At 56.9% G+C, this 25,853-nt stretch carries 19 protein-coding genes; 14 read left to right on the top strand and 5 right to left on the bottom strand.

All coding sequences use genetic code 11. The annotated features are described in order from the left end of the window. Nucleotides 1-32: 32 nt before the first annotated feature. Both GRH90_RS03210 and GRH90_RS03205 read right to left on the bottom strand, forming a co-directional pair. Complete coding sequence (locus GRH90_RS03210) at nucleotides 33-527, bottom strand: YehS family protein (RefSeq protein WP_162364454.1); 495 nt, start codon at nucleotides 525-527, stop codon at nucleotides 33-35. 152 nt (nucleotides 528-679) lie between these two features. Next, nucleotides 680-2,143, bottom strand: a complete 1,464-nt coding sequence (locus GRH90_RS03205) for an AMP nucleosidase (protein ID WP_162364453.1) — start codon at nucleotides 2,141-2,143, stop codon at nucleotides 680-682. A 221-nt stretch (nucleotides 2,144-2,364) separates the two neighbouring features. On the opposite strand from GRH90_RS03205, the gene mltB reads away from it, so the two are divergent. The 10 genes from mltB to GRH90_RS03155 all read left to right on the top strand — a co-directional run bounded on the left by mltB (nucleotide 2,365) and on the right by GRH90_RS03155 (nucleotide 14,809). Next, entirely contained in the window at nucleotides 2,365-3,474 is a 1,110-nt protein-coding gene (gene mltB / locus GRH90_RS03200) for a lytic murein transglycosylase B (RefSeq protein ID WP_162364452.1), read from the top strand. Between the two features lie 258 nt (nucleotides 3,475-3,732). Further along, entirely contained in the window at nucleotides 3,733-4,575 is an 843-nt protein-coding gene (gene licT, locus GRH90_RS03195; RefSeq protein ID WP_162364451.1) for a BglG family transcription antiterminator LicT, read from the top strand. A gap of 356 nt (nucleotides 4,576-4,931) precedes the next feature. Continuing rightward, nucleotides 4,932-6,821 carry a PTS beta-glucoside transporter subunit IIABC gene (gene bglF / locus GRH90_RS03190; RefSeq protein ID WP_162364450.1) on the top strand — a complete coding sequence of 630 codons (1,890 nt, stop codon included), beginning with the start codon at nucleotides 4,932-4,934 and terminating at the stop codon, nucleotides 6,819-6,821. Nucleotides 6,822-6,840: 19 nt separating this feature from the next. Further along, nucleotides 6,841-8,235 (top strand): glycoside hydrolase family 1 protein, encoded by a 1,395-nt coding sequence (locus tag GRH90_RS03185; protein ID WP_162364449.1) that lies wholly within the window; start codon nucleotides 6,841-6,843, stop codon nucleotides 8,233-8,235. A 3-nt stretch (nucleotides 8,236-8,238) separates the two neighbouring features. Next, nucleotides 8,239-10,014 (top strand): alpha-L-rhamnosidase-related protein, encoded by a 1,776-nt coding sequence (locus GRH90_RS03180; RefSeq protein WP_218586203.1) that lies wholly within the window; start codon nucleotides 8,239-8,241, stop codon nucleotides 10,012-10,014. Nucleotides 10,015-10,137: 123 nt separating this feature from the next. Beyond that, entirely contained in the window at nucleotides 10,138-11,763 is a 1,626-nt protein-coding gene (locus GRH90_RS03175; protein ID WP_162364448.1) for a carbohydrate porin, read from the top strand. Between the two features lie 24 nt (nucleotides 11,764-11,787). Continuing rightward, nucleotides 11,788-12,819: a nucleoside hydrolase gene (locus GRH90_RS03170; protein ID WP_162364447.1), complete on the top strand. Its 1,032-nt coding sequence runs from the start codon at nucleotides 11,788-11,790 to the stop codon at nucleotides 12,817-12,819. A gap of 139 nt (nucleotides 12,820-12,958) precedes the next feature. Next, the gene (locus GRH90_RS03165; protein ID WP_162364446.1) at nucleotides 12,959-13,471 is read left to right on the top strand and encodes a beta-galactosidase; all 513 of its coding nucleotides are present in this window, start codon (nucleotides 12,959-12,961) and stop codon (nucleotides 13,469-13,471) included. Nucleotides 13,472-13,616: 145 nt separating this feature from the next. Next, nucleotides 13,617-13,859: a hypothetical protein gene (locus tag GRH90_RS03160; RefSeq protein WP_162364445.1), complete on the top strand. Its 243-nt coding sequence runs from the start codon at nucleotides 13,617-13,619 to the stop codon at nucleotides 13,857-13,859. A 74-nt stretch (nucleotides 13,860-13,933) separates the two neighbouring features. Continuing rightward, nucleotides 13,934-14,809 carry a helix-turn-helix domain-containing protein gene (locus GRH90_RS03155; RefSeq protein ID WP_162364444.1) on the top strand — a complete coding sequence of 292 codons (876 nt, stop codon included), beginning with the start codon at nucleotides 13,934-13,936 and terminating at the stop codon, nucleotides 14,807-14,809. A gap of 101 nt (nucleotides 14,810-14,910) precedes the next feature. Here the strand turns inward: GRH90_RS03155 and GRH90_RS03150 are convergent, their stop codons facing one another. Then, on the bottom strand, nucleotides 14,911-15,744 hold the full coding sequence (locus GRH90_RS03150) for an oxidoreductase (RefSeq protein ID WP_162364443.1): 834 nt from the start codon (nucleotides 15,742-15,744) through the stop codon (nucleotides 14,911-14,913). Between the two features lie 203 nt (nucleotides 15,745-15,947). On the opposite strand from GRH90_RS03150, the gene GRH90_RS03145 reads away from it, so the two are divergent. Together GRH90_RS03145 and GRH90_RS03140 are read left to right on the top strand one after the other, a co-directional pair. Further along, nucleotides 15,948-16,916: an AraC family transcriptional regulator gene (locus GRH90_RS03145; protein ID WP_246235841.1), complete on the top strand. Its 969-nt coding sequence runs from the start codon at nucleotides 15,948-15,950 to the stop codon at nucleotides 16,914-16,916. Nucleotides 16,917-17,332: 416 nt separating this feature from the next. Next, entirely contained in the window at nucleotides 17,333-18,613 is a 1,281-nt protein-coding gene (locus tag GRH90_RS03140; RefSeq protein WP_246235861.1) for a 2-hydroxycarboxylate transporter family protein, read from the top strand. 55 nt (nucleotides 18,614-18,668) lie between these two features. Here GRH90_RS03140 and GRH90_RS03135 read toward each other — a convergent pair whose 3' ends face one another. Continuing rightward, nucleotides 18,669-20,354, bottom strand: a complete 1,686-nt coding sequence (locus GRH90_RS03135; protein WP_162364441.1) for an NAD-dependent malic enzyme — start codon at nucleotides 20,352-20,354, stop codon at nucleotides 18,669-18,671. 333 nt (nucleotides 20,355-20,687) lie between these two features. After that, complete coding sequence (locus GRH90_RS03130) at nucleotides 20,688-20,831, bottom strand: hypothetical protein (RefSeq protein WP_162364440.1); 144 nt, start codon at nucleotides 20,829-20,831, stop codon at nucleotides 20,688-20,690. Between the two features lie 94 nt (nucleotides 20,832-20,925). Here GRH90_RS03130 and pqqU point away from each other — a divergent pair, with 94 nt between their 5' ends. Both pqqU and GRH90_RS03120 read left to right on the top strand, forming a co-directional pair. Continuing rightward, nucleotides 20,926-23,079, top strand: a complete 2,154-nt coding sequence (gene pqqU / locus GRH90_RS03125) for a TonB-dependent receptor PqqU (protein WP_162364439.1) — start codon at nucleotides 20,926-20,928, stop codon at nucleotides 23,077-23,079. An 80-nt stretch (nucleotides 23,080-23,159) separates the two neighbouring features. Continuing rightward, nucleotides 23,160-25,550, top strand: coding sequence for a glucose/quinate/shikimate family membrane-bound PQQ-dependent dehydrogenase (locus GRH90_RS03120; RefSeq protein WP_162364438.1), 2,391 nt, complete (start codon nucleotides 23,160-23,162; stop codon nucleotides 25,548-25,550). Nucleotides 25,551-25,853 lie beyond the last annotated feature (303 nt).

Below are 25,853 nucleotides of genomic sequence, written 5' to 3'. Positions count from 1 at the left end.
CCTCATGCAGACGCGACAGGCTACACCCGGCGCTAAGCCCCGGCGGCGCCCGGCGCGGCCGCTCCGCTTTTACGCAGCCGGGCGGCCAGTCCCTTCAGGAAATAGCGCAGGAGCTGATCGCCGCAGGCGCGGTAGTTTTTATGCTCCGGCGCGCGCATCATGGCGGTCAGCTCCGGCTGGGAAAAGTTAAAATCCTGCGACTGGAGAATTTCCTGAATATCGGTGCTCTTAAGCTCAAACGCCACGCGCAGCTTTTTCAGGATAATATTATTGGTGATTTTACGCTCGATTTTCGCCGCGGGGCGGCTCTCGTCCTTGCCTCGTTTATAGATGATCAGGCCATGCAGAAAATAGCCCATCACGATATCCGGGCAGGGCAGGTAGCCTTCTTCATCTTCCTTTTTGACAAACGCCGCCATCTCCTGCGGCGTAATAACGTTGTCCGCCAACGCCAGGATGGTCATTAAATGGTCATTATGCAGATTCAGCATATAGCGCAGGCTGCGCAGCACATCGTTATTCATCATTGCCGGAAATTCCCCGCCGCTTGATATGGTTTAAGACCGGCATTATAGAGGTATCCGGCGGCAAACGCAGAAATGATCGCGACTGCCGCCGGAAATGGCCTTGTTGTTACAATGTAATGGCTAAAAGCCCGCTATTTGTTACACTGTAACTATCAGCGGAACGGCGGCTCGTTAAAGGTGCGCAGCTTGCGCGAATGCAGGCGATCGCCTTCGGCGCGCAGCAGCTCTATGGCGCAAATGCCGATTTGCAGATGCTCTGAAATCGCCCCTTCATAAAAGCGGTTTGCCTGACCCGGCAGCTTAATTTCGCCGTGCAGGGGTTTATCGGAGACGCACAGCAGGGTGCCGTAGGGCACCCGGAAGCGGTATCCCTGCGCGGCAATGGTCGCGCTCTCCATGTCCACCGCCACCGCCCGGCTGAGATTAAAGCGCAGCGCCGAGGCGGAATATCTCAGTTCCCAGTTGCGATCGTCGGTGGTGACCACCGTGCCGGTGCGCAAACGCTGCTTCACCTCCTCGCCCGGCATGCCGCTGACCGTTTTGGTGGCGTCGTACAGGGCGCGCTGCACTTCTGCGATGCTGGGAATGGGAATATCGGGCGGCAGCACCGCGTCCAGCACATGGTCGTCGCGCAGATAGGCATGGGCCAGCACGTAGTCGCCGATCGTCTGGCTTTCGCGCAGCCCGCCGCAGTGGCCGATCATCAGCCAGGCGTGCGGGCGCAGCACCGCCAGGTGATCGCAGATGGTCTTGGCGTTGGAAGGGCCGACGCCGATATTGACCAGCGTAATTCCCCGTCCTTTGCGCGATATCAGGTGATAAGCGGGCATTTGATGATTTTTCCAGGCCAGGTCGGACACCGCCTGTTCGGGATTCGGGGTGTCGGCGGTGACGTAGGTGCCGCCGGCGCAGGACAACGCCTCGTAGGGACTGTCCGGATCGGCAATCTGGCCGCAGCCCCAGCGCACGAACTCATCAACATAACGGGTGTAATTGGTGAACAGCACAAAGGGCTGGAAATGTTCCACCGGCGTGCCGGTATAGTGCCGAAGGCGCGCCAGGGAGAAATCGGTGCGCAGCGCGTCGAAATGCGACAGCGGGTAAATATTGCCGGATGTAAACAGCCCGTCGGCGGTTTCGTCGCCGATTTGCGCCAGCTCGGTGGTCGGGAAATGCTGCGCAATCCCGGTGCTCATCGAACGGTCGAGGGCCAGATCCGAACCGTCGATGACATAAGGAAAGGGGATCTCCAGATGCGACGGCACCACGCTGATGGTGGCGGCGTATTCGCCCTCCAGCAGGGCCAGCTGTTCCGCCAGGTAGCGGCGAAACAGCTGGGGCCGGGTGATGGTGGTGCTGTAGCTGCCGGGATGGGTAAAACGGCCGAAGGCCCGCGCCTTGGGATTGCCGGGCGATACGCCGTCCCAGGTGACACGCAGCTCAGGATAGCTGAACGCGCCCTTTGCCCGCGCCTGTTCGTCGGGCAGCCGGCCGTGGCTGATAAACGCCCTGATGGACTCGCGAAGCGCCGCCACCGCGCCATCGTACAACTCTTCGAGCTTATCGATCGCCTGGGAGGCGGTGAGGTTTATGCCTGAATCGTTATTATTCACCATGACTCCTTTAGTCTCTGGATGCTCTTTTCGGAGCAATACTACCAATATTACCCATGATAGCATTACATTGTTTCAGACTAGCGGAAGACGAGATCAAAAGCGCAGTGGAAAATGGATTGTCCGTTTTCCATACTGATGCAGATGTTATTTTTCTGTTTGTTCGCATCACACATTGGCTTACCATAGACGCCATCTTATCTTGCGTGGTTTATGGATCTCCGATGCGTTACCTGGCTACACTGCTTCCCCTGCTCGCTTTACTTTCCGCCTGTAGCAGCAAGCCGAAGCCTGCGGAAAACCTGCCCATAGGCAGCCCCCCCCAGGGTGGATTCCTGCTTCAGCCCGGCCATACCGGCCCGCTCCTGAACGGTGATTTTGCGTCTAACCCGGCCACCGAGGCCTTTATCGACAAAATGGTGCGCGAACACGGCTTCGAGCGCCAGCAGCTGCATGACGTCCTGGCCCAGACCCAACGTCTGGACTGGGTGCTGCGGCTAATGGATCGCCAGGCGCCGGTCGGCCTGCCGCCGTCGGGGCCGAACGGGGCCTGGCTGCGTTACCGCGGTAAATTCATCACCCCCGACAACGTGCAAAACGGCGTGGCGTTCTGGAACCAGTATAGCGATGCCCTGGAACGCGCCCGACAGGTCTACGGCGTGCCGCCGGAGATTATTGTCGGCATTATCGGGGTGGAAACCCGCTGGGGACGGGTGATGGGCAAGACCCGCATCATCGACGCCCTGGCCACCCTGGCTTTTGCCTACCCGCGCCGCGCCGATTATTTTGCCGGCGAGCTGGAAACCTTCCTGCTGATGTCCCGCAGCGAAGGGGACGACCCGCTGGCGTTGCGCGGATCGTACGCGGGCGCCATGGGCTACGGCCAGTTTATGCCCTCGTCATTTAAAAACTATGCGGTCGATTTCGACGGCGACGGCCACATCAATTTGTGGGATCCGGTGGACGCCATCGGCAGCGTTGCCAACTATTTCAAGGCCCACGGTTGGGTCGAGGGCGGCGCGGTGGCGGTGCCGGCCAGCGGCCAGGCGCCGTTCCTCGACCAGGGCTTCGATACCCGTTATCCGGTGGCCACCCTGGCGGCAACCGGCCTGACGCCGCAGGGTTCCCTTGGCGGTTACCAGGAAGCCAGCCTGCTGCGCCTGGATTTCGGCAGCCAATACCAATACTGGTACGGGCTGCCAAACTTCTATGCCATCACCCGCTACAATCACAGCACCCATTACGCCATGGCGGTATGGCAACTGGGCGAGGCGGTCGGCCAGGCGCGCCAGGGCGGTATGTCGTCTTTCGCCAGTCTGTCGCCGGGGCAATAAACCGGCGGGAAGATGCCGCCGGCCGCATGCATGGCGTGCCGTCGTTGCCGGTGAGCGGCGCCTGTGTGGGCTGCCTGATCAGGCTAAGCGCGCCTTTTTGATGTCTTAGTTCACGTTTTTGCTTGCGGGCTATTGTGATGCAAAGTACAAATGCTAAGTTGGCAGAATAATTGGATTGTTACTGCGTAAGCAGGCAAAACCAGATCGTCGGTATCTATTATCCGGCTATCTGGTTTTTTTATTTCAAGAGCCGGGAAAATGAAGATTTCCAAGATACTCAACAATAACGTGGTCCTTAGCTTAGATGAACGCCAGCACGAACAGGTGGTGATGGGGCGCGGTCTTGGTTTTAGGAAGCAGGTGGGCGACAGCCTGGATCCGACGTTGATTGAAAAAGTCTTCGCGCTGAAAAGCGGCGAGTTGACCTCCAGGCTCAGCGAACTGCTGGCGGCGATCCCGCCGGAGGTCATGTGCGCCGCGGATAACATCATCACCCTGGCCAAGGCGCGCTTGCCCGGCACGTTGCAGGACAGCATCTATATCTCGTTAACCGATCACTGTCATTTTGCCATTGAGCGGCACAAGCAGGGGATTGATATCCGCAATGTGCTGCTGTGGGAAATAAAACGCTTGTATCAAAATGAATTCGCCGTGGGTATGGAGGCGCTGGTCATTATCGAGCGGCAGCTTGGTATCCGGCTGCCGGAGGATGAGGCGGGCTTTATTGCCCTGCATTTGGTTAATGCCCAGCTTGACAGTGAAATGTCGCAGGTCATGCATATTACCCGCATCATGCAGGAAATTTTAGCTATTGTTAAATATCAGCTTAAAATCGATTATAACGAAAAGGCGCTAAGCTATCACCGTTTTGTCACGCACCTAAAATTCTTTGCCCAGCGTTTACTGGGGAAAAACATTGTGCATAGCGACGATGAATCCCTGCACGATGTGGTAAAAGAAAAATATGTCCTCTCTTACCACTGCGCCGAAAAAATACAGACGCATATTGAACATCAATATCAATATTCCCTAACTAAGGAGGAGATGATGTTTCTCACCATCCATATTGAGCGGGTACGCACGGAATTGCTGGCAGGGTGAGAAATAGCAGGGCACAATCGTAAAAATTTGCGCTCGGTCACAAATTTTCCCTAAGTGATAAAAAGTGATTGAAGCCGTATTTAAAACGACCCATACTACTCCGGAGGTGAAGAACATTGCGTTATCAACATTAATATTGATGATTCATTTTTTACCATGAGGTTTATGTAGCCGATACCAGGATTGTTACTGCCGGGCCGTTATGGGCGTTGCAGGCAAAACCTAAATCAGTTTTTTCATATCCGGATTCCAGATATGAAAAAAGTGATTTAGGTTTTTTTTTGCTCTGAAAACAGCGTCGGGTCGGCGTGCCGCCCGGAATTACCTGTGAAATAACCGTGGGTTAAGGATAGGCGATGAAATATGAAGCATTAGCCAGTGAGATCGTTGAAGGCGTTGGCGGACGCGGCAATATCAATAGCGTGGTGCACTGTGCGACACGCTTACGATTTAAGCTAAAAAGCAATGAAAACGTAGATGTTGCCGGACTGAAAAATCATCCCGGCATTATTATGGTGGTGGAAAGCGGCGGCCAGTTCCAGGTGGTGGTGGGTAACCATGTCGGGGAGGTATATAAAGATGTCATCAGGCTGGCGGGAATCGATGAAAATACCGCCTCCGCGGCGAGGGAAACCAAAAAGGAAAATATTGCCGCCCGTTTTATGGACCTGATTTCTGGTATTTTTACTCCCATCGTCAGTATCATGATTGCCTCGGGGATATTAAAAGGATTTCTGGCGCTGAGCCTGGTCTGCGGCTGGCTAACGGAAGCTCATGGCGCCTATAAATTATTATATGCCGCCAGCGATGCTTTATTTTATTTCTTCCCGATAGTATTGGGTTATACCGCCGGAAAGAAATTCGGCGGCAACCCCTTTGTCACCATGGTTATCGGCGGCACGCTGGTGCATCCGACGATGATTGCCGCGTTTGACGGCATGCAGGTGGCCGGTCATCAGGCGCTCTATTTCCTGGGATTGCCCATTACCTTTATTAATTATTCATCTTCGGTTATTCCGATTGTATTTTCCGCCTGGGTATCCAGTCGGTTGGAAAAACCGTTTAATGCCATTTTGCACAGTAATATCCGTAATTTTTTTACGCCGCTGCTGTGCATCTGTATTACCGTGCCGCTGACATTTTTGCTTATCGGTCCTGCGGCCACCTGGCTTAGCCATCTGCTGGCCGGGGGCTACCAGGCGATTTACGGGCTGAATTCCGTCCTGGCCGGGGTGCTGATGGGCGGATTATGGCAGGTATTCGTGATATTCGGCCTGCACTGGGGACTGGTGCCGCTGATGATCAATAATCTCAGCGTACTGGGCCACGACACCATGCTGCCGCTGCTGGTGGCGCCGGTGCTGGGACAAGCCGGGGCTGCGCTGGGCGTCATGCTGCGCACCCGTGACAGCAAACTCAAGGCGATTTCCGGTTCGGCGTTTTCCTCGGCTATTTTTGGCATCACCGAGCCGGCGGTTTACGGGGTTACCCTGCCGTTGCGCCGGCCGTTTATCTTTGGCTGCGTCGGCGGCGGCATGGGGGCCGCGGTATTCGGTTATTTCCATACCACTATCTACTCCTTTGGTTTTCCCAGCATCTTTACCTTTGCCCAGATTATCCCGCCCACCGGCATGGATAACACCGTATGGGCCGGGATTATCGGTACCCTGGTGGCTTTTAGCTTCGCTCTGGCGGCTACCTGGCTGTTCGGCATTAAACGGGAGCCGGCCGCGCCCCCGGCGGAGGCCGAAGTGCCGTCCCAGGCGCCGGGCACGGATGCGACGGCCCGCCGGGTGGATATTTTCAGCCCGTTGGCGGGGGAGGTCTGCCTGCTGGCCGACGTCGGGGACGCCACCTTCGCCAGCGGCCTGATGGGGAAGGGCGTGGGTATCCTGCCCAGCGCCGGCCGGGTGGTGTCGCCGGTAAACGGTGTCGTGGCATCGCTATTCAAGACCCATCACGCCATCGGGCTGTTATCCGATGAGGGGGTCGAAGTGCTGATCCATGTGGGAATAGACACCGTCAAGCTGGACGGACGGTATTTTAACGCCCCTATCCATACCGGCGATCGGGTAAGCCGGGGCGATCTGCTGGTGGAGTTTGATACGGCTGGCATTACCGCCGCGGGTTATGACCTCACGACACTGGTCATTATCACCAACAGTGAAGATTATATCGATGTGTTGCCGGCCACCGCCGGAACGACCATTCAGGAACAACAGCCGTTGCTGGCGTTGGTACGGTAAATTTTTCAGGAGAAAAGACATGAGCACCATTTTTCCAGAGCATTTTTTATGGGGCGGCGCGGTCGCGGCCAACCAGGTGGAAGGCGCCTACCTGACCGACGGCAAAGGCCTGTCGACCTCGGATCTACAGCCGCAGGGCGTTTTCGGCCCGGTGGTGGAACGCCATGCCGGCGATAGCGGCATCAAGGATGTGGCGATCGATTTCTACCATCGCTATCCCGAGGATATCAAGCTGTTCGCCGAGATGGGCTTTCGCTGCCTGCGCACCTCCATCGCCTGGACGCGTATTTTCCCGCAGGGGGACGAAGGACAGCCGAATGAGGCCGGGCTGGCGTTTTATGACCGCTTATTTGATGAGATGGCCAGGTACCATATTACTCCGTTGATTACCCTGTCCCATTACGAGATGCCTTATGGCCTGGTCAAGAACCATGGCGGCTGGGGCAGCCGGGACACTATCGACTATTTTGAACGTTATGCCCGCACGGTCTTCCAGCGCTACCGGCACAAAGTGAAACATTGGCTGACATTCAACGAAATCAATATGTCATTACATGCGCCTTTTACCGGCGTTGGCCTGCCGGAAGGCAGTTCGCGCCAGGCTATCTACCAGGCCATCCATCATCAGCTGGTGGCCAGCGCCCGGGCGGTCAAGGCCTGCCATGAGATTATCCCCGACGGGAGAATCGGCAATATGCTGTTGGGCGGCCTGCTTTATCCCCTGTCGTGCAAACCGGAAGATATGCTGGAAACCTTACAGCAAAACCGCGAATGGCTGTTTTTTGGCGATGTTCAGGCGCGCGGCGCTTATCCCGCCTATATGGCGCGTTTTTTTACCGACCAGAACATTCAAGTAACCATTACCCCGCAAGACCGAACGGATCTGCGGGAAACGGTGGATTTTATTTCCTTCAGTTATTACATGACCGGCTGCGTGACCACCGATCAAGCGCTGAATAACCAGGCGCGCGGCAATATCCTCAATATGGTGCCGAACCCGCACCTGGCCAGTTCGGACTGGGGGTGGCAAATTGACCCGGTGGGATTGCGTTTACTGATGAACGAGCTGTACGACCGCTACCGGAAACCGCTGTTCATCGTGGAAAACGGCCTGGGCGCCAGGGATAAGGTGGAAGCCGACGGCAGCATTAACGATGACTATCGCATCCGCTATCTCAACGATCACCTGGTGCAGGTGGGCGAAGCAATCAAGGATGGGGTCGAGGTGCTGGGTTATACCTGCTGGGGGCCTATCGATCTGGTCAGCGCCTCGAAAGCCGAGTTTTCCAAGCGGTATGGTTTTATCTATGTCGATCGCGATGATCAGGGCAACGGCACGCTCGAACGCCGGCGTAAAAAAAGTTTCCATTGGTACGCCGGGGTAGTCAAGAGCAACGGCGCCACGCTCGAATAGCCAATGTCCTGGTATCGGCCGGCGGGGCGCCCGCCGGTCGACGTTATCGCTTTTACGCTATTCCCCAACACCGTTGAACCGATGGAATTGATGATGAATAGAAGAGAACTCTTGATCAAGGCGATGGTTGTGGCCTCCTGTGTGAAAGCGTGGCCATCGCCGGCGAAGGCCACGGGCGGGGCCGCGCCCATAACGTTGCCTGACGCGGGTATGGCGCCGCCGACGCCCCAGAAACGCTGGGTCGCGCTGGCCGAGGCCCTGAAGCCGTCGCTCGTCGAGGTGCCTTATCCGGCAATCGGCGTGGTCGAGCCGGCGATCGCCAGGGATGCCCCGGCGGGGTATGTCATGCGACAGCGTGAATCCATGGACGCGTTGGCCCAACGGACCTTTAACAGCGGCGACAGCTTTATCGTCGATTTCGGCAATCATTATACCGGTTACCTCGCGTTTCATGTCGGCTGGTCGGGCAAGTCGTCCGACGCGCCGGTAAGGCTGCGGCTGACTTTCGGCGAAGTGCCAGGCGATGTGGCCGAACCCCTGTACCCCTATAAAGGGTGGCTGAGCGCGTCCTGGCTGCCGGACGAGATCGTTAACGTTGATTTCCTGCCGCAGCAGGTCAGGGTCCCGCGTCGGCATGCGTTTCGTTTTGTCAAAATCGACGTGATTGCCACCTCGGATAATTTCAGCGCCACTTTCAGCGATATCAGCGTCGGCGCGGTATCCTCGGCCGGGGTGGACCGGGGACGGCCCGCCCGGTACGACAGCCCGTTATGGCGCGATATTGACAAGGTCAGTATCCGCACGCTGCATGAGTGCATGCAGACCAGTTTTGAGGATGGTCCGCGCCGGGATCGGCGGCTCTGGGTGGGCGACCTGCGTTTACAGGCGCTGACCAATTATGTCAGCTTTGGCAATCACGATCTGGTGCGCCGATGTCTTTATCTATTTGCCGGGCTGCAACGGGATGACGGCTATATTACCGCCTGCGTATATGAACAGCCGGCGCCGCGTATTGGCGAAGTGGTGCTGATTGATTACGCGGTGCTCTATGGCAGTATTTTGCTGGATTATTATCGGGCAACCAAGGATAAACAAACCGCCCTGGAATTATGGCCGATCGCCAAACGACAAATTGATTTAGCCCTGAAGAACGTCAATGAAAAAGGGATGTTTACCGCGCCGGAAAAGGACTTTGTTTTTATCGACTGGCAGGAAAGTCTTGATAAACAGGCGGCGATCCAGGGCGTAATGATCTACAGCTGCCGGCAATTAACGGCGCTGGGCGACGTGCTTGATCTTTCGTCCGAAACCGATGCTTATGCCGCCGGCATAGAAAAAATGATCCGGGCGGCCACGCGCGATCTGTTCGATGCGCGCCAGGGGGTGTTCATCAGCGGAAAAAACCGCCAGGTTTCCTGGGCGTCACAGGCCTGGATGGCGTTGGCCGGCGTACTGTCCCAACCACTGGCGGCGGCCTCTTTAACCAAGGTGATGGGCATGCCCGCGGCCGTGCGCCCGCTTACGCCCTATCTTTACCACCATATGGTCGACGCGCTGGTGGCCAGCGGCGCTCGCGCCGAGGCGCGCCGGCTGGTCGAGGATTATTGGGGACGAATGGTCAACGCGGGGGCGGATACGTTTTGGGAAGCCTTCGACCCGCAAAATCCATCCGCCTCGCCTTACGGCAGTAAACAAATCAACAGTTATTGCCATGCCTGGAGCTGTACGCCCAGTTATTTTATCCGCACCGGCTTTGCAAAAACAAAAGGAGATAAATAACCTGATATCCCTATGTAATAAGTGACGGGCCTGCCGGCCTGGCAAACCTAAAATAATAAAAACTCGATAAACTGCCGGGTGGTACTATGCCTGCCCGCTATATTATAGTCTGTGGAGAATAATATGTTGGGAAGGTATTTCAATAAATTAATTGTATTTTCTATTATTTTTGGCTTTTTTTCAAATAATGCCTTGGCGGTAAAATTAACGGTGGAACAACGACTCGAATTATTAGAAAAAGAGTTGATCGCCAATAAACAGGAATTAAAAGCCACCCGGCAGGAGTTAAACCTGTATAAGGAAATCGCCGAACGGCGTGATAACCCGCCGATGCCGGTTGCCGGGGCGCCGGCCAAGGTGACCGGCGGCGAGCGGGTCAGGGCGCAAACTCCCGCCCCGGCGCGTTCGGCCAAGGGCGCGGCGGCGGCCGATGTCGCCGACGGGGCGGGCGCGGCGAAAGAGACCTCGATCACGCTGGCGGATATCAGCAGCTATGTTAAAGATGATCTGGGTTTTACCTATTCCGGCTATTTTCGTTCCGGTTGGGCAACCGCGGCCCATGGCGTGCCGAAATCCTGGGCAATCGGCTCTTTGGGGCGTTTCGGCAATGAATATGGCGGCTGGTTTGACCTGATTCTCAAGCAAAAAGTGTATGACGCGGATGGGAAAACCGCGCACGCGGTGGTTTGGCTGGACGGCAACGTCGGCCAGTCTTACAGCAACGGGGTGTTTGATTCCACCAGCGATAATTTGCTGCAATTTTCCGATATGTACCTCACCACCACCGGCTTCCTGCCGTTCCTGCCCGACTCGTCATTGTGGGTCGGTAAACATTACCTGCGCAATTATGAAATCCAGATGCTTGACTGGAAAGCGCATAAAGCGGACTCGGCGGGCGGCGTCGGGCTGGAAAATATCCAGGCCGGTACCGGTAAACTGGACATCGCCCTGATGCGCCAGGATCTCAAGGTCTATGCCAAAGACTACAGTACCACGGAACAGGCCAATACCAACGCCGTCGACGTCCGGATGCGTGACATCCCGTTATGGGACAAGGCCACCCTTGGCGTTTACGGTAAGTACAATATGGCCAATAAAAGCGATACCCAACGCGAAAATGAGCAACGGGATACTTTTTTTGCCATGAAGGATGCTTGGCTCGGCACTGTGGTGCTAAGACAGAATTTCGCTAACGGCGGTTTTAATGAATGGACGGTCCAGGCGGCCAATAATTCGGTGGCCAGCGGTTTTATGCACATTTCCGACGCCAATCCCGATTATGGCTCCAATACCTACTATTACGGCGACCATACCGGGGGCACCGCCTATCGGCTGATATCACAGGGTGAAACCTACCTGCGCCCCGATGTCATCGTGGCCAACGCGCTGGTGTATGGGCGGGGTAACGATCTTTACAGCTACGAAACCGGCGCCCACACCGATTTTGAAACCTTCCGCGCCGTCGCCAGGCCGGCCTATATCTGGAATCAATATAACCAGACCGGGGTTGAGCTGGCCTATTTCAACCAGACCAATAACGCGAACAATACCGCCTATCACGAATCCGGCTATAAAACGACGCTATTCCATACGCTGAAAGTGAATACCAGCATGCTGACGTCGCGACCTGAGATTCGGTTTTACGCCACTTACCTGAAAATACTGGAGAACGATATCGACCAGTTTGCCTTTGAGGACGAAAAAGACGATCAGGTAAGCGTCGGCGTCCAGGCCGAGGTTTGGTGGTAACCCACGACATGAGGAGAGACCAATATGTTAATCAACTCGCTATTTCTGGCGCGCAACGGGCGACTTATCGCTTTGCTCTGGTTATTGGTGGCGCCGGGCTTGCAGGCTGATGCGGCCGCCGCGGGAAAAGCGCTGCCTTTTACCCCGGATGCCGATAAGCAAATACGGGTCATGATCAGCAGCGATGCCAAAAACGAGGCGGATGACGATTTTGCCATTGCCCACGCGCTGCTGACACCCACTTTTGACGTGCGTGGACTGATTGCCGCCCAGTATGCCCGCACCGCGCCGATGATGAAGCGGCAGGACGAGCAGACCATGGAGGAAAGCTATCAAGAGTTGAAACGGCTGACCGCCGTAATGGACCATAGCCGCACGCCGGTCTATCGGGGCGCCGCGCTCAATAGCCTGCCCGCGCGGCCGGCCGCGATAAGCGAAGGCGCGCGGGCGATAGTCAGCGAAGGGATGCGCGACGATAAACGGCCGTTATTTATATTGGTGCTGGGACCCGCCACCGATATCGCCGCGGCCCTGCGCGCCGAGCCGGAGATCGCCGACCGCCTGACGGTTATCTGGATAGGCGGCATGCCTTACCCCCGCGGCGGCTGGGAATACAACCTTTACAACGACCCCCACGCGGCCAATGTCCTGATGTCCTCATCGGTACCGGTGTGGCAGGTGCCGCATAACGTTTATATGTCCATGCGGGTTTCGCTGGCGGAACTGGCCGTGCGCGTCAAACCACAGGGCGCGGTGGGCAGCTACCTTTGGCGGCAAATGATTGAGTTTAACCAACGCGCCAGCAAACTGATCGCGGGCGTTCCCTGGCCGAAAAGCGAGGTCTGGATATTGGGTGATAACCCCGCCATATCGTTGCTGCTCGACGACGAGGAGTATCACTACCAGATGGTGAACGCCCCGCACATCAACGACGACCTGACCTACGGGCCGCAGGCGCATGCCCGTCAAATCCGGGTCTACAACGCCATCGACGCCCGTTTTACCCTGGAAGACTTCTACGCCAAGCTGGCGTTGGCCTTCGGCAAGGAGAACTGATATGTCCGTTATCCCTTTATGCGCTAAAATCGCCCTGTGCGCGGTGCTGCTGCCGGAGCCGGTCCCGCAATGACGACCCTGGGCCCGCAGGCTGTGGTGGCGCCCGCGCCGTCCCCGGCGGCCCGGCGCCGACCGATCGTTGCTGTTCGCCGTGGCGTGCTACGATGAGTATATGCCCTACGATCGGCTGGACGCCGACGTTAACATGATGAAGGAAACCGGCATCAACGTGGCGCGCATCGCGGAATCCACCTGGAGTACCTGGAGCCGCGCGAAGGCGTGTATGGACTCCAGCCATATCGACCGGGTGCTGTCGGCCACGGATAAGGCCGGCATTAGGGTGGTTATCGGCACTCCGACCTATGCGGCGCCGGTCTGGCTGGTGAAGAAGTACCCGGCCATCCTGGCCCCGACGCCGCAAGGACAGTATAAATTCGGCCGCCGGCAGAATAGGGATATCACTAATGCGGATTTTCGCCGCCATGCTGAAACGGTAATCCGGAAATTAATGCAACATCTCCTAGATCATCCGGCGGTGATTGGCTATCAGGTGGACAATGAAACCAAAGCCTATAAAACCAGCGGCGCCAATGTACAGGCGCGGTTCGTCGATTACCTGAAGCCAAACATTCCCCGATTGGCCGGCGTTTAATCGGGAGTTCGGGCTGGAGTACCGGAGCAACCGGGTTGACCGCTGGGAGGGTTTCCCATCAACCGAAGGCACGGTTAATGCCAGCATCGGCGCCGATTTCGCCCGCCTTAGCCCGCAACTGGTCAATCTGCAAAAGCATAACGACGTGGCGGTCTACCATCCGGTGTGGGGACAAGATGCGGCGGTGACCCGTGACCCTTGCGGCAAGGGCGACGCCACCTATATCGGGTTTATGCCGTCCGGCCCGCTGGTTGAAAAAATCTTCGCCGACGCGGTAAAGGACGCAGGCGCCTGGGGGAATGCGCCGCGGCACCAGCCAATGCGTCAGGACGTTGGCGATGGTGGTCAGGGTAAGCACGGACGGCAGCCGGTCATTCACTTTATTTAATTACAAATATTGTATTAAATTATGAATGCATTACTAATATCGAAATTGTTTAAATAATATTGGGAATGCATCTTATGACTAAGATGTTAATAATTTATGAACTTATTGATTGGATAGAACGAAATATCCATCAACCGCTGTCAATTGACGACGTGTCTGAGAAATCCGGTTATACAAAATGGCATTTGCAGCGGCTGTTTAAACAGTATTCCGGTTATAACCTCGCTGAATATATTCGTGCGCGCCGGTTATCTACCGCGGCGATCGAATTACGCTTTTGCCGAAAGCGGGTGTTTGATATTGCGCTGGAGTATGGCTTCGATTCCATGCAAAGCTTTTCGCGCGCGTTTAAACAACGATTTGGCATCAGTCCCGGCCAATACCGCGATCAACCCCACTGGATTTTGAGCGGACTATGCCCGCCGCTCAACGTTCCTTCCTCCGGCATACCGATCCAGCCGAGCGTGAAAAGCTTGCCGGACCTGTGTTTGTTGGGTATCACTGTTACCAGTACCTGCAGTTTTGAAGACGTGGTCAGCCGGCGGGAACAGCCGGGCTTTACCCTGTGGCAGACCTTATTCAAGGACTTCAGGATTATCCCGCCGGTGGCCTTCGGCCTGAGCCAGGTAAAGTTAACGGCGGAAGGTAATTTGGAGCATCATTATTTTATGGCGGTAAGCCAGCAGGAAAAAACAGGCTTACGGCGTGCCGAAACCATGAAATTGGCCGGCGGTACTTATCTTAGTTTTATTTATTGCGGGCATGCCTCGGCGTTGAAAGAATTTATCAGCTACATTTATCTAATCTATTTACCGACAAAACGGATAACCCGCCGCGAAGGCCCGGATATTGAATTATTTTATCTTAACGGCACTATGCCGGATGATACTATCACACATAATAATAATATTAAATGCGACTACCTGATCCCGGTAGTCGACTTGGCTTAACTGATTAATTTTGGATGCCGCCCGGTAGGGATGCCGTCCCCGTGTAGCCTTCTTGCCCAAGAGGTCCGCGGCCCCAAGGGGGTTGCCGTAATACCTGTGCTTTAGCCATCCGTTGATCGGGTGACATGTTCCCAGCTGGCGATTTGCGTCGCATAGTCCGCCAGCTTTTTGCGCACCAGCGCCAGCGCGTCGCTGCCCAGCAGCAGATGCGCCGGCGGCTGCGCGGCGGCAATCAGCGTCAGAATCGCCGTGGCCGCCTTGAGAGGATCGCCGGCCTGGCGTCCGCTTTTCTCCTCGCGCGCCTTTCTCATAGGATCGAATAATGTATCGTAGTCCGGGATATTTCTGGGCGAGCGCAACATGGAGCGCCCGGCCCAATCGGTACGAAACGATCCGGGCGCGACGGCGGTTACCGCGATATTGAATGGGGCCAGTTCCTTACCCAACGTCTCCGATATTCCTTCGAGCGCAAACTTGCTGCCGCAATAATAGGCAATACCCGGCATGGTAATAAAACCGCCCATCGAAGTGATATTGATAAGGTGCCCGGCCCGCCGCGCGCGCATATATGGCAGCACCGCCTTAATCACCGCCACCGCGCCAAATACGTTAACCTCGAACTGGCGTCGCATCTCCTCCAGCGGCGATTCCTCAAGGATGCCTTCATGGCCGTAGCCCGCGTTGTTGACCAGCACATCGATAGGGCCGATATTGGATTCGATATCATCGATAACGCCGGTAACGGCGGCAAAATCCGTTACCTCCAGGATGCGGCCCACGGCATGAGCGGGGTCGCGCGCTTCAAATGCCCGTCTGGCCGCTTCGCTGCGTACTGTCCCCACCACCCGATAACCCGCCGCCATAGCCTGCCCGGCAAGCGCATGGCCGAATCCGCTGCTGACCCCGGTGATAAAAAGCGTTTTTAACCTATTCATATAGTTTACTCCTGGCTGATGTTTAGCATGACCACGTCGGGCCGGTTCATTGCCCCGGCTGTTCACAGCGTAGCCGTGGCATGCATAGTAATCGGTTATAAGGATGGTGAAGATGCCCGTAAACCGAGATCTCTTGCCTAAAACTATAAATATGTTATTTTTTCGGGCTATGCCCACCAGGGCTTCATTACCGGATATTTTTGATGGCAATCCAGGATCGCGCCGAAAGCGAATATCATTTTGCCGACCAGGATCGGATGGTGGCGTTGCTCGATCGGCTGGCGCCCACCGAAGGCTATACGCTTTCGCCGCTGCCGGATGTGCGCTTTTTACGGTCTAACCGCCCGCTTTGCCGCGTGCCGGTGCTATACGATCCGGGAATTGTCATCGTTTGCCAGGGCAGAAAACGGGGTTACCTGGGCGATCGGGTATATTGCTATGACGCCCGGCACTATCTGGCGGTATCCGTGCCGGTGCCGTTTACCATGGAAACCGACGCCAGCGAGCGGGAGCCCCTGCTGGCTATCTATATGCACCTCAATTTTACCGTCGCCGCCGACCTGATGCTGCAGATAGACCAACTGAAAACCGACGACGGATCCCGGGCTAAACCGGAAAGCCTGATGTCGACGCCGATGGACCGCAAGCTGAGCGAATCCGTGCTGCGTTTGCTTGAAGCCATGGGGGATCCGATGGAAGCGCAGCTCCTCGGCCCGGCGTTAATGCGGGAAATTTATTTTCGCGTGCTGACCGAGGCGCAGGGTGGCGCGTTACGTTCGGCGCTGGCGATGCGCGGGCAGTTTGGCAAAATTGCCCGGGCGATCCGTCGCATTCACGCAACGTTTAATCGGCCGTTAACGGTGGAGCAATTGGCCAGTGAATCGGGCATGAGCGTCCCGGCGTTTTTTTCCCACTTCAGGTCGGTGACCAACACCTCGCCGAAACAATATCAAAAATCTCTGCGGCTACATCAGGCCCGGTTGCTGATGATGCGCAATAACATGACAGTGGCGGCGGCATGTCTCGACGTGGGCTACGAGAGCGCGTCTCAGTTCAGCCGTGAATTCAAACGGCTGTTCGGCCTGAGCCCGGTCGACGAGGTCCGGCGCATGAAAAGCCATTTTGGCGTGCCGCCGGCGCAGCCTGCCGCTATTTATATTTCGTCGCATTAATTGACCGTCGGTTATATTTTAAATTATAAGAATTGATAACAATTCGCTGATTTTAATTACTCAACAGAAAATTAAGTTATTTTAAACGAATTGCAGAAGCAATCACAAAAAATAACTTGGTTTAGATAATAAAGTATTTTTTATTCTTACCCAATGCTACCTTGCTGATGGGGTGTTGTACTGCGCCATCTTTATATTAATTATTCAACAATGCCCGTAAATAGGGCGATGGGCTTCTATCTGCATAATATACATTTAACTATGTATTTCGCTATGCATCCAATTTGCAGCCTGTTGAACGAATCTTCCTCTGTTCACACAATTATAGCAGGTGAGAAATGAAAAATAATCACGTTGATGAAATCTGCCTGGACCAACAAGCCGGCGATCGCGCGGTACAGTCCTTATTTCAACGGATGCTCGGTTATATAGGCAAGACCGATATCAGTAACGTCCCGTTGGCGCTATTTGCCGGTATTGCCGCGATCGTGGCGATTTCAGCCTGGGCGGGGTACCTGCCTAAAAACATGATCGGCGGCCTGGGCGTGATCATGACGCTGGGTTTTGTCCTGGCGCATGTGGGCCGCATTATCCCGGTGCTGAAGGATATCGGCGGCCCGGCGATATTGTGCCTGATGGTGCCGTCGGTACTGGTCTACTTCAACCTTTTCCAGGCGCACACGCTGGAGACGGTGCATTTGTTGATGAAAGAGGCGAACCTGCTCTATTTCGTCATCGCCTGCCTGGTGGTCGGCAGTATCCTCGGCATGAACCGCATCATCCTGATCCAGGGCATGATGCGCATGTTCGTGCCGCTGGCGATCGGCACCCTTGTCGCGGTATTAAGCGGCCTGATGGTCGGATCCCTGTTCGGCTACAGTCTCTATCACAGTTTCTTCTTTATTATCGTGCCGATTATCGGCGGCGGCATAGGCGAAGGCATCTTACCGCTGTCGCTGGCCTATTCGGCCATTCTGGGCCAGGCGCCGGATGTGTATGTCGCCCAACTGGCGCCGGCCGCGGTGGTGGGTAATATCTTCGCCATTATCAGCGCCGGCGTCCTGGCGCGTCTCGGCGCCCGTCGCGCGGACCTGAACGGCAACGGCATGCTTATCCGCAGCGCGCAGGACAATGCCCTGTTTGCCGGCGGCGAAAAAGCGCAGCAAACGGATTTTCATTTGATGGGCGGCGGGCTGTTGTTGATTTGCGCGTTTTTTATTGTCGGCGGCCTGCTGGAAAAAGTGGTGCATATCCCCGGGCCGGTATTGATGATCCTGATCGCGGTATTGTGCAAATACGGCAGGGTGATCCCGGCCAGGATGGAAATCGGCGCGCACAGCTGCTACAAATTTGTCTCGGCCGCCCTGGTGTGGCCGCTGATGATAGGGTTGGGAATGCTGTATGTGCCGCTGGAAAGCGTCGTGGCGGTATTCTCCGTGGGTTATGTGGTGGTGTGCGGGTCGGTGGTGTTATCCATGGCGTTGGCCAGTTTCTTTATCGCGCCGTATCTCAATATGTATCCGGTCGAGGCGGCCATTGTCACCAGTTGCCACAGCGGCCTGGGCGGGACGGGAGATGTCGCCATCCTTTCCGCGTCCAACCGCATGGGGTTAATGCCGTTTGCCCAGATTGCCACGCGTATCGGCGGCGCCTCTACCGTTATCGCCGCCACCTTGCTGCTGGGCTGGATGGTTTGATCTCCCGCGCCGGGCTTGGCCCGGGGCAGGTCACCGGCACGCGCCATACCGGTGATCAGAATGACGAATGCTTGTAAGGCCGGTAGCCCGCCTGCCAGAATTCCGCCTCCAGCGCCTGGCGCAGCGCGTCTTCGGACATCGGCGACGCCACGCCGTCCCGCTGAGCGGCAACGGCGACCCCGGCGGCTATCGCGCGCGACACGTACTGGATATCGGCGATGGCGGGCAGGAGCGAGCCCTGGCCGGTAGCGGCGAGCGGCGACAGGGCGGCAAGGGTTTGGCTGGCCGCCAGCAGCATGCCGTCGGTCACCCTGCGGGCTTTTGCCGCCAGGATGCCCAATCCCAGCCCGGGGAAAATATAGGCGTTGTTGCATTGCGGAATGTCATAACGCCGGTCTTGGTAATACACGGGCGCGAACGGGCTGCCGGTGGCCATCAACGCTTCCCCCTCGGTCCAGGCGATCACGTCCTGCGGGCGCGCTTCGGCGCGCGAGGTGGGGTTAGACAGCGGCATGATGACAGGATGCCGGCAATAGAGGCGCATTTCCCGCACGATCTCTTCGGTAAACAACCCCGGTTGGCCCGAGACGCCTATCAGGATGGTGGGCCTGGCGTGGCGTACCACATCCAGCAGCGAAATATTCTGTGCGTCGATAGGCCAGGAATCAGTCTTCCCGCGGTGGGTGACCAGCCGGCGCTGGAAATCGAGCAGGTTGGGCATGTCATCGGTTAACAACCCAAACCGGTCCACCATAAACACCTGGCCGCGCGCATCGGCGTCAGCGGCGCCTTCCGCCACCATCTGGGCGATGATCTTTTCCGCGATGCCGCAGCCGGCGGAACCCGCCCCGAGAAACGCCACCCGGTGGTCGCTCAGGCGGGACCCCGCCGCATGGCTGGCCGCAATCAGGCAGCCCAGGGTAACCGCCGCCGTACCCTGGATATCATCGTTAAAACAGCAAATCTCATCCCGATAACGCTCCAGCAGCGGCATGGCGTTGGTCTGGGCGAAATCTTCAAATTGCAGCAGCACGTCGGGCCAGCGCGCTTTTACCGCCTGGATAAAGGTATCGATAAACGCCATATATTCGCCGTCGGTAATGCGTGGGTGACGCCAGCCCATATACAGCGGATCGTCGAGCCGCTGCGCGTTATTGGTGCCCACGTCAAGCATAATGGGCAGCGTATTGGCCGGATTGACGCCGCCGCAGGCGGTATACAGCGACAGTTTACCTATCGGGATCCCCATGCCGCCGATGCCCTGGTCGCCTAAGCCCAGGATGCGTTCGCCATCGGTCACCACAATGACGCGGATATCGTTTTTCGAGAAGCTTTGCAGCATTTCATCGATATGGTCGCGATCGGGGTAGGCAATAAATAATCCACGCGCGCGGCGATAGATGGCGGAGAAATGCTCGCAGGCCTCGCCGACCGTCGGGGTGTAGATAATAGGCAGCATTTCCTCCAGATGGCTGCTTACCAGACTATAAAATAAGGTTTCATTGGTGTCCTGAATATTGCGCAGATATATATGCTTGGATATATCACGTTTAAAAACCGAGAACTGGGACCAGGCGCGTTCGGTCTGTTCATTAATCGTTTCAACCTGGTTGGGTAATAATCCCGTCAGGTTTAATGCCCGGCGCTCCTCAAGCGTGAAAGCTGAACCTTTATTCAATAGTGGGTTATCCAATAACATTGAACCGGTGTAATGCGTATAGAGCGGGCGTTGCTGTAACATCGCAGAAACCTCGTTTATTTATCTTATGCCATCCTTATCTTTGACAAACATGGCTTATTTTACGGACAGAGTTATTATTTTTTATATCATGCCGGCCATAAGCTGTATGGTTATTAAACTTATTTAAGCGTTTCAATAATTTTTTTTCGATTCTGACGTCATTCCGCCATAAAGGCATTAATACCCAATGATGCAATGGGCCAAAAAAATCACGGCGATGGATTAGGGTGAAGGGACCCCGCCCATAACGCGGGGTGCCTGATGATGCCGTTTAAATAATCAGGCCGAGGTAATGATGCGGTTGCCGCATCGCCAGCAGGTCCTTGCGGCGCGTCACATTGGTGGGATAAGCACCGCCGGCGTGCGACATCGGCGTTGCTCGACGGCGCCGCCGGCGTCATTGACCGCGGTGTTGATGAAATTGCCGCCGTGCTCGCCATAGCTCTCGAAGATGCGCCGCCGGCCGGTGGTTAACATTTTTACAACATGTTGACATGGTTTTACAATAGGGCAAGATGCTAAAGTCATCCTATACTTTTGACCTATAAACTCTTCTTATTGAATCAAGCCATTGAACACTAAAACGTCCGCGCTCATCCTGACCCCGTTGTTCCTGTTACCGCCGGCGGCGTCAAGTTTTGCGCAATCCGCCGGCGCGCCCGCCGATCCCTCTTCCTCGACGTTAATGGTGATAAAACAGCGCAGCGGGCTATCCGAACTCTATACCCCGGCGGCGGTCAGCGTGGTTAACGGCCAGGATCTGCGCAACGGCAATCCGCAGATCAACCTGTCGGAAGGGCTGGGCGGCGTGCCCGGCCTGCAGATCCAGAACCGGCAAAACTATTCCCAGGATCTGCAGCTGTCGGTGCGCGGCTTCGGCAGCCGGTCGATGTACGGCGTGCGCGGCGTGCGTATCTATGTGGACGGCATTCCGGCCACCATGCCGGACGGGCAGGGACAGACGTCGAATATCGATCTTAACTCGGTGGATAGCGTGGAGGTGCTGCGCGGCCCGTATTCAGCGCTCTACGGCAACTCCTCCGGCGGCGTGGTGAACGTCGAGACCCAGACCGGAAGCCAGCCGGCGACGCTTGAGGCCGGCACCTACTACGGTAGCTACGGCACCTGGCGCAACAGCGTCAAGGCCACCGGCGCCACCGGCGACGGCACCCGGGCCGGGGACGTTGACTACGCCGTTTCCGCCTCGCGCTTTACCACCCATGGCTTTCGCGATCGCAGCGCCACGCAGAAAAACCTGGGCAACGCCAGGGTGGGCGTGCGCCTGGACGATGTCAGCACGCTGACGCTGATGTTTAACAGCGTGTCCGTCGACGCCGGCGACCCGGGTGGCCTGACGGAGGATGAATGGCATGACGATCCGCGCCAGTCGCCGCGCGCGGATCAGTACAACACCCGCAAGACCATCGACCAGACCCAGGCGGGCCTGCGCTACCAGCGCGACATGAGCGCCAATGACCAACTGACCATGATGGCTTATCATGGCGAGCGGCATACCACCCAGTACCAGTCCATCCCCATGTCGGCGCAGCTTAACCCCGACCATGCCGGCGGCGTGATTGTGCTGGAGCGTAAATACCAGGGCATCGATACGCGCTGGCGGCACCAGGACAATCTGGGCGCGGTGCCGGTAACGCTTATCGGCGGGTTGGATTACGAAACCATGACCGAGCGGCGCCAGGGATTCGAAAACTATATCGCGGACGGCGACGGGGTTGAATACGGCGAAAAAGGCGCCCTGCGGCGCAACGAGAAAAACCGTATGTGGAACCTCGATCCCTATCTGCAAACCACCTGGAACCTGACCCCGCGCTGGACGCTCGACGCCGGGCTGCGCTACAGCACAGTCAGTTTTGATTCCGAGGATTATTACATCACCGGCGCCAATGGCGATGACAGCGGCAGCGCCCGCTACCATCGCCTGCTGCCGATGGGGTCGCTTAACTATGCGGTAAACCCTGCCTGGAACCTCTACTTCTCCGCCGGGCGCGGCTTTGAAACCCCGACTATCAACGAGCTCTCGTATCGCGCCGACGGCCGGCCGGGGCTGAACACCGCCCTGAAGCCCGCCACCAGCGATACGTTCGAACTGGGCAGCAAAACGCGCATCGGCAACGGCCTGTTCACCGCCGCCGTGTTCCAGACCAATACCGACCACGAACTGGTGGTCGCCGAGAGCAGCGGCGGGCGCACCAGCTACGCCAACGCCGGCAAGACCCGCCGCCGCGGCCTGGAGCTTGCGCTGGACCAGCAGTTCGCGCTGGGCTGGCGGCTAAAAATGGCGTGGACGCTGCTGGACGCCACCTACCGTAACGCTACCTGCGCTGCCGACGGCTGCACGCCGGGCGAGTCGGTGCCGGTGGGCAATCGCCTGCCGGGCATCGCTCGCAATATGGGTTACGCCGCGCTGGAATGGCGGCCGGAGGAGGGCTGGCACGCGGGGGCCGAGGCGCGCCATATGGGCAATATCCAGGCCAATGACGAAAACAGCGCCCAGGCGCCGTCCTATACCGTCGCCAGCCTGAATACCGGCTATCGGATCAACTGGCGCAAATGGTCGATGGATGTATTTGGCCGGGTGGATAACCTGTTCGATCGCCACTACGTCGGTTCCGTTATCGTCAATGAAGGCAACGGCCGCTATTTCGAACCGGCCGAGGGTCGCAACTGGGGCGGCGGCGCTACGCTTACCTACACTTTTGAATAATCAGGGCATAAAAAGAGCTATTTGACTTATTTGGCTTAGTATTTACATCAACGACATGACATTTTGGTAAGGTGCATATTATGCAAACACAGACCCTGTTAGCACGGATACTCGTCATAATTACAGCATTGTTCGCCGCGCTGAGCGGCCTCTATCTGCTGATTGGCGGCATCTGGCTGGCCACGCTTCACGGCTCGCCGTATTACATCATCGCCGGCCTGGCGATGCTGTTCACCGCCTGGCTGTTGTACCGCCGGCGCGCTTCCGCGCTGTTGCTGTACGCTATTTTCCTGCTGGGCACCACCCTTTGGGCACTATGGGAAGTCGGTTCCGACTTCTGGGCGTTGACGCCGCGTCTGGACGTGATCTTCTTTTTCGGCCTGTGGATAACGTTGCCCTTTGTTTACCGTCACCTGGCAGCCAAAGGCGGACTGGCGCGCGGCTCCCTGCTGGCCTCGCTGCTGGTCACCCTGGTGGTATTGGTGTATGCGGTATTCAACGATCCGCAGGAGATCAACGGTACCCTCAGCGCCGACCAGACGTCGTCCTCCGCCCAAAGCGCCAACGGCATACCCAACGGCGACTGGCCCGCTTATGGGCGCACGCAGGAAGGGACGCGCTATTCGCCGCTCAACCAGATCAACGATAAAAACGTCGGCCAGCTTAAGGAAGCCTGGACGTTTCGCACCGGCGATATGAAAACCGCCTCCGATCCGGCGGAGCTGACGGATGAAGTCACGCCGATAAAAATCGGCGATCTGCTCTACCTGTGTACCCCGCACCAGAAACTGTTTGCCCTGGACGCGGCCACCGGCAAAGAGAAATGGCGCTTCGATCCCCAGTTGAAAACCGATCCGTCCTTCCAGCACGTCACCTGCCGCGGCGTGTCCTACCATGAAACGCCGGACGCGCTTCAGGCCAAGGCCGGGGGCTCGGCTCCGGCGCTCTGTTCCCGCCGCGTCCTGCTGCCGGTTAACGACGGCCATCTCTATGCGCTGGACGCGCAAAGCGGTAAACTCTGTCCTGAATTTGCCGACAATGGCAAACTGAACCTGCAAAGCAATATGCCGTATCCAAAGGCCGGCGGCTACGAACCCACCTCGCCGCCGATCGTGACCGGCAACGTCATCGTTATTGCCGGCGCGGTGACCGATAACTACTCGACCCGCGAACCGTCCGGGGTGATCCGTGGTTTTGACGTCAACAGCGGCAAGCTGCTGTGGGCATTCGATACCGGCAGCAAGGATCCTAATATTATACCGGCAGGCGAGCAGCTTTATACGCCCAACTCGCCCAACTCCTGGGCCCCGGCCGCTTATGACGCCAAGCTGGACTTAGTCTACCTGCCGATTGGCGTGGCCACTCCCGACATCTGGGGCGGCAACCGTACGCCGGAAATGGAACGTTTTGCCAGCGGCCTGTTGGCGCTGAACGTCACCACCGGCAAGCTGGCGTGGTTTTACCAAACCGTGCATCACGATCTGTGGGATATGGACGTGCCGGCGCAGCCGACCCTGGCGGATATCACCGATGAGGGCGGCAACAAGGTGCCGGTGGTCTATGTGCCGGCGAAAACCGGTAATATCTTCGTGCTGGATCGCCGCACCGGTAAAACGGTGGTGCCTGCGCCGGAAACCCCGGTACCGCAAGGGCCGGCCAAAGGCGACCGCCTGTCGCCCACCCAGCCCTATTCCGATCTGACGTTTCGTCCGCGGCAAAATCTGACCGGCAAGGATATGTGGGGCGCCACCCTCTACGATCAGTTAATCTGCCGCGTGATGTTCCACCAGCTACGCTATGAAGGGCCGTTTACGCCGCCATCCGAGCAGGGCACCCTGGTATTCCCAGGCAACCTCGGCATGTTTGAATGGGGCGGTATTTCCGTGGATACCGATCGCCAGGTCGCCGTTGCCAACCCGATGGCGCTGCCGTTCGTTTCCCGGCTTATCCCGCGCGGCCCGGGCAACCCGATCGAGCCGGGGGAAGGCAAGGACGGGACCGGATCCGAAGTCGGCATCCAGCCTCAATACGGCGTGCCTTTCGGCGTGACGCTCAACCCGTTCCTGTCGCCGCTGGGTTTTCCCTGCAAGCAGCCGGCGTGGGGATATATCTCCGCGGTCGACCTGAAGACCAATGAGATTGTCTGGAAAAAACGCATCGGCACCGTCCGCGACAGCTCGCCGTTACCGCTGCCGTTCAAGATGGGCATGCCGATGCTGGGCGGCCCGATCTCGACCGCCGGCAACGTGGCCTTTATTGCGGCCACGGCGGACAACTATCTGCGCGCCTTCAGCGTCTCCAACGGTAAATCGTTGTGGGAAGCGCGTTTACCCGCGGGCGGACAGGCCACCCCGATGACCTATGAGGCCAACGGCAGGCAATACGTGGTGATTGCGGCCGGCGGCCACGGCTCCTTCGGCACCCGGCTGGGCGATTATATTATCGCCTACGCCCTGCCGGACGCTAAATAAGCGTAATCTCTCCCCGACCGGCCCGACCGGCCCGACCAAGGCCGGTCGTCATCAATCAATAAAGCTATAATCTGGCTATTAAATAAAAAATAAGTCATCTGATTTGCATTGAAATAATGGTCGGCACCTCAGTATTTTCTTAATATATCGTCACGATAACATCCGTATTTCCCGTCATGTCGCTTATGTTATTTATTGCCTGGAAGTAGTTAATTTGTAACGATAAATAACAACGCCACCATTAAATCCCAAACAAGCCATAAATAATCCGGATGGATTAAATAATAATAAAGTTTTTGCCCG

The sequence above is a fragment of the Acerihabitans arboris genome, from assembly GCF_010131535.1.
Lineage (GTDB): Bacteria > Pseudomonadota > Gammaproteobacteria > Enterobacterales > Enterobacteriaceae > Acerihabitans > Acerihabitans arboris.
Note: the sequence above shows the minus strand (reverse complement) of the source record. Positions and strands in the feature narration are given on the sequence as shown.

What these genes read in the sequence shown, in the direction of transcription:
- GRH90_RS03130 (WP_162364440.1), bottom strand. Translation starts at nt 20,831, where the DNA reads ATGTTAACCACCGGCCGGCGGCGCATCTTCGAGAGCTATGGCGAGCAC.
- GRH90_RS03150 (WP_162364443.1), bottom strand. Translation starts at nt 15,744, where the DNA reads ATGAATAGGTTAAAAACGCTTTTTATCACCGGGGTCAGCAGCGGATTC.
- GRH90_RS03175 (WP_162364448.1), top strand. Translation starts at nt 10,138, where the DNA reads ATGTTGGGAAGGTATTTCAATAAATTAATTGTATTTTCTATTATTTTT.
- GRH90_RS03155 (WP_162364444.1), top strand. Translation starts at nt 13,934, where the DNA reads ATGACTAAGATGTTAATAATTTATGAACTTATTGATTGGATAGAACGA.
- GRH90_RS03205 (WP_162364453.1), bottom strand. Translation starts at nt 2,143, where the DNA reads ATGGTGAATAATAACGATTCAGGCATAAACCTCACCGCCTCCCAGGCG.
- GRH90_RS03170 (WP_162364447.1), top strand. Translation starts at nt 11,788, where the DNA reads ATGTTAATCAACTCGCTATTTCTGGCGCGCAACGGGCGACTTATCGCT.
- mltB (WP_162364452.1), top strand. Translation starts at nt 2,365, where the DNA reads ATGCGTTACCTGGCTACACTGCTTCCCCTGCTCGCTTTACTTTCCGCC.
- GRH90_RS03180 (WP_218586203.1), top strand. Translation starts at nt 8,239, where the DNA reads ATGTCCTGGTATCGGCCGGCGGGGCGCCCGCCGGTCGACGTTATCGCT.
- GRH90_RS03135 (WP_162364441.1), bottom strand. Translation starts at nt 20,354, where the DNA reads ATGTTACAGCAACGCCCGCTCTATACGCATTACACCGGTTCAATGTTA.
- bglF (WP_162364450.1), top strand. Translation starts at nt 4,932, where the DNA reads ATGAAATATGAAGCATTAGCCAGTGAGATCGTTGAAGGCGTTGGCGGA.
- GRH90_RS03140 (WP_246235861.1), top strand. Translation starts at nt 17,333, where the DNA reads ATGCTCGGTTATATAGGCAAGACCGATATCAGTAACGTCCCGTTGGCG.
- GRH90_RS03185 (WP_162364449.1), top strand. Translation starts at nt 6,841, where the DNA reads ATGAGCACCATTTTTCCAGAGCATTTTTTATGGGGCGGCGCGGTCGCG.
- GRH90_RS03120 (WP_162364438.1), top strand. Translation starts at nt 23,160, where the DNA reads ATGCAAACACAGACCCTGTTAGCACGGATACTCGTCATAATTACAGCA.
- licT (WP_162364451.1), top strand. Translation starts at nt 3,733, where the DNA reads ATGAAGATTTCCAAGATACTCAACAATAACGTGGTCCTTAGCTTAGAT.
- GRH90_RS03210 (WP_162364454.1), bottom strand. Translation starts at nt 527, where the DNA reads ATGATGAATAACGATGTGCTGCGCAGCCTGCGCTATATGCTGAATCTG.
- GRH90_RS03145 (WP_246235841.1), top strand. Translation starts at nt 15,948, where the DNA reads ATGGCAATCCAGGATCGCGCCGAAAGCGAATATCATTTTGCCGACCAG.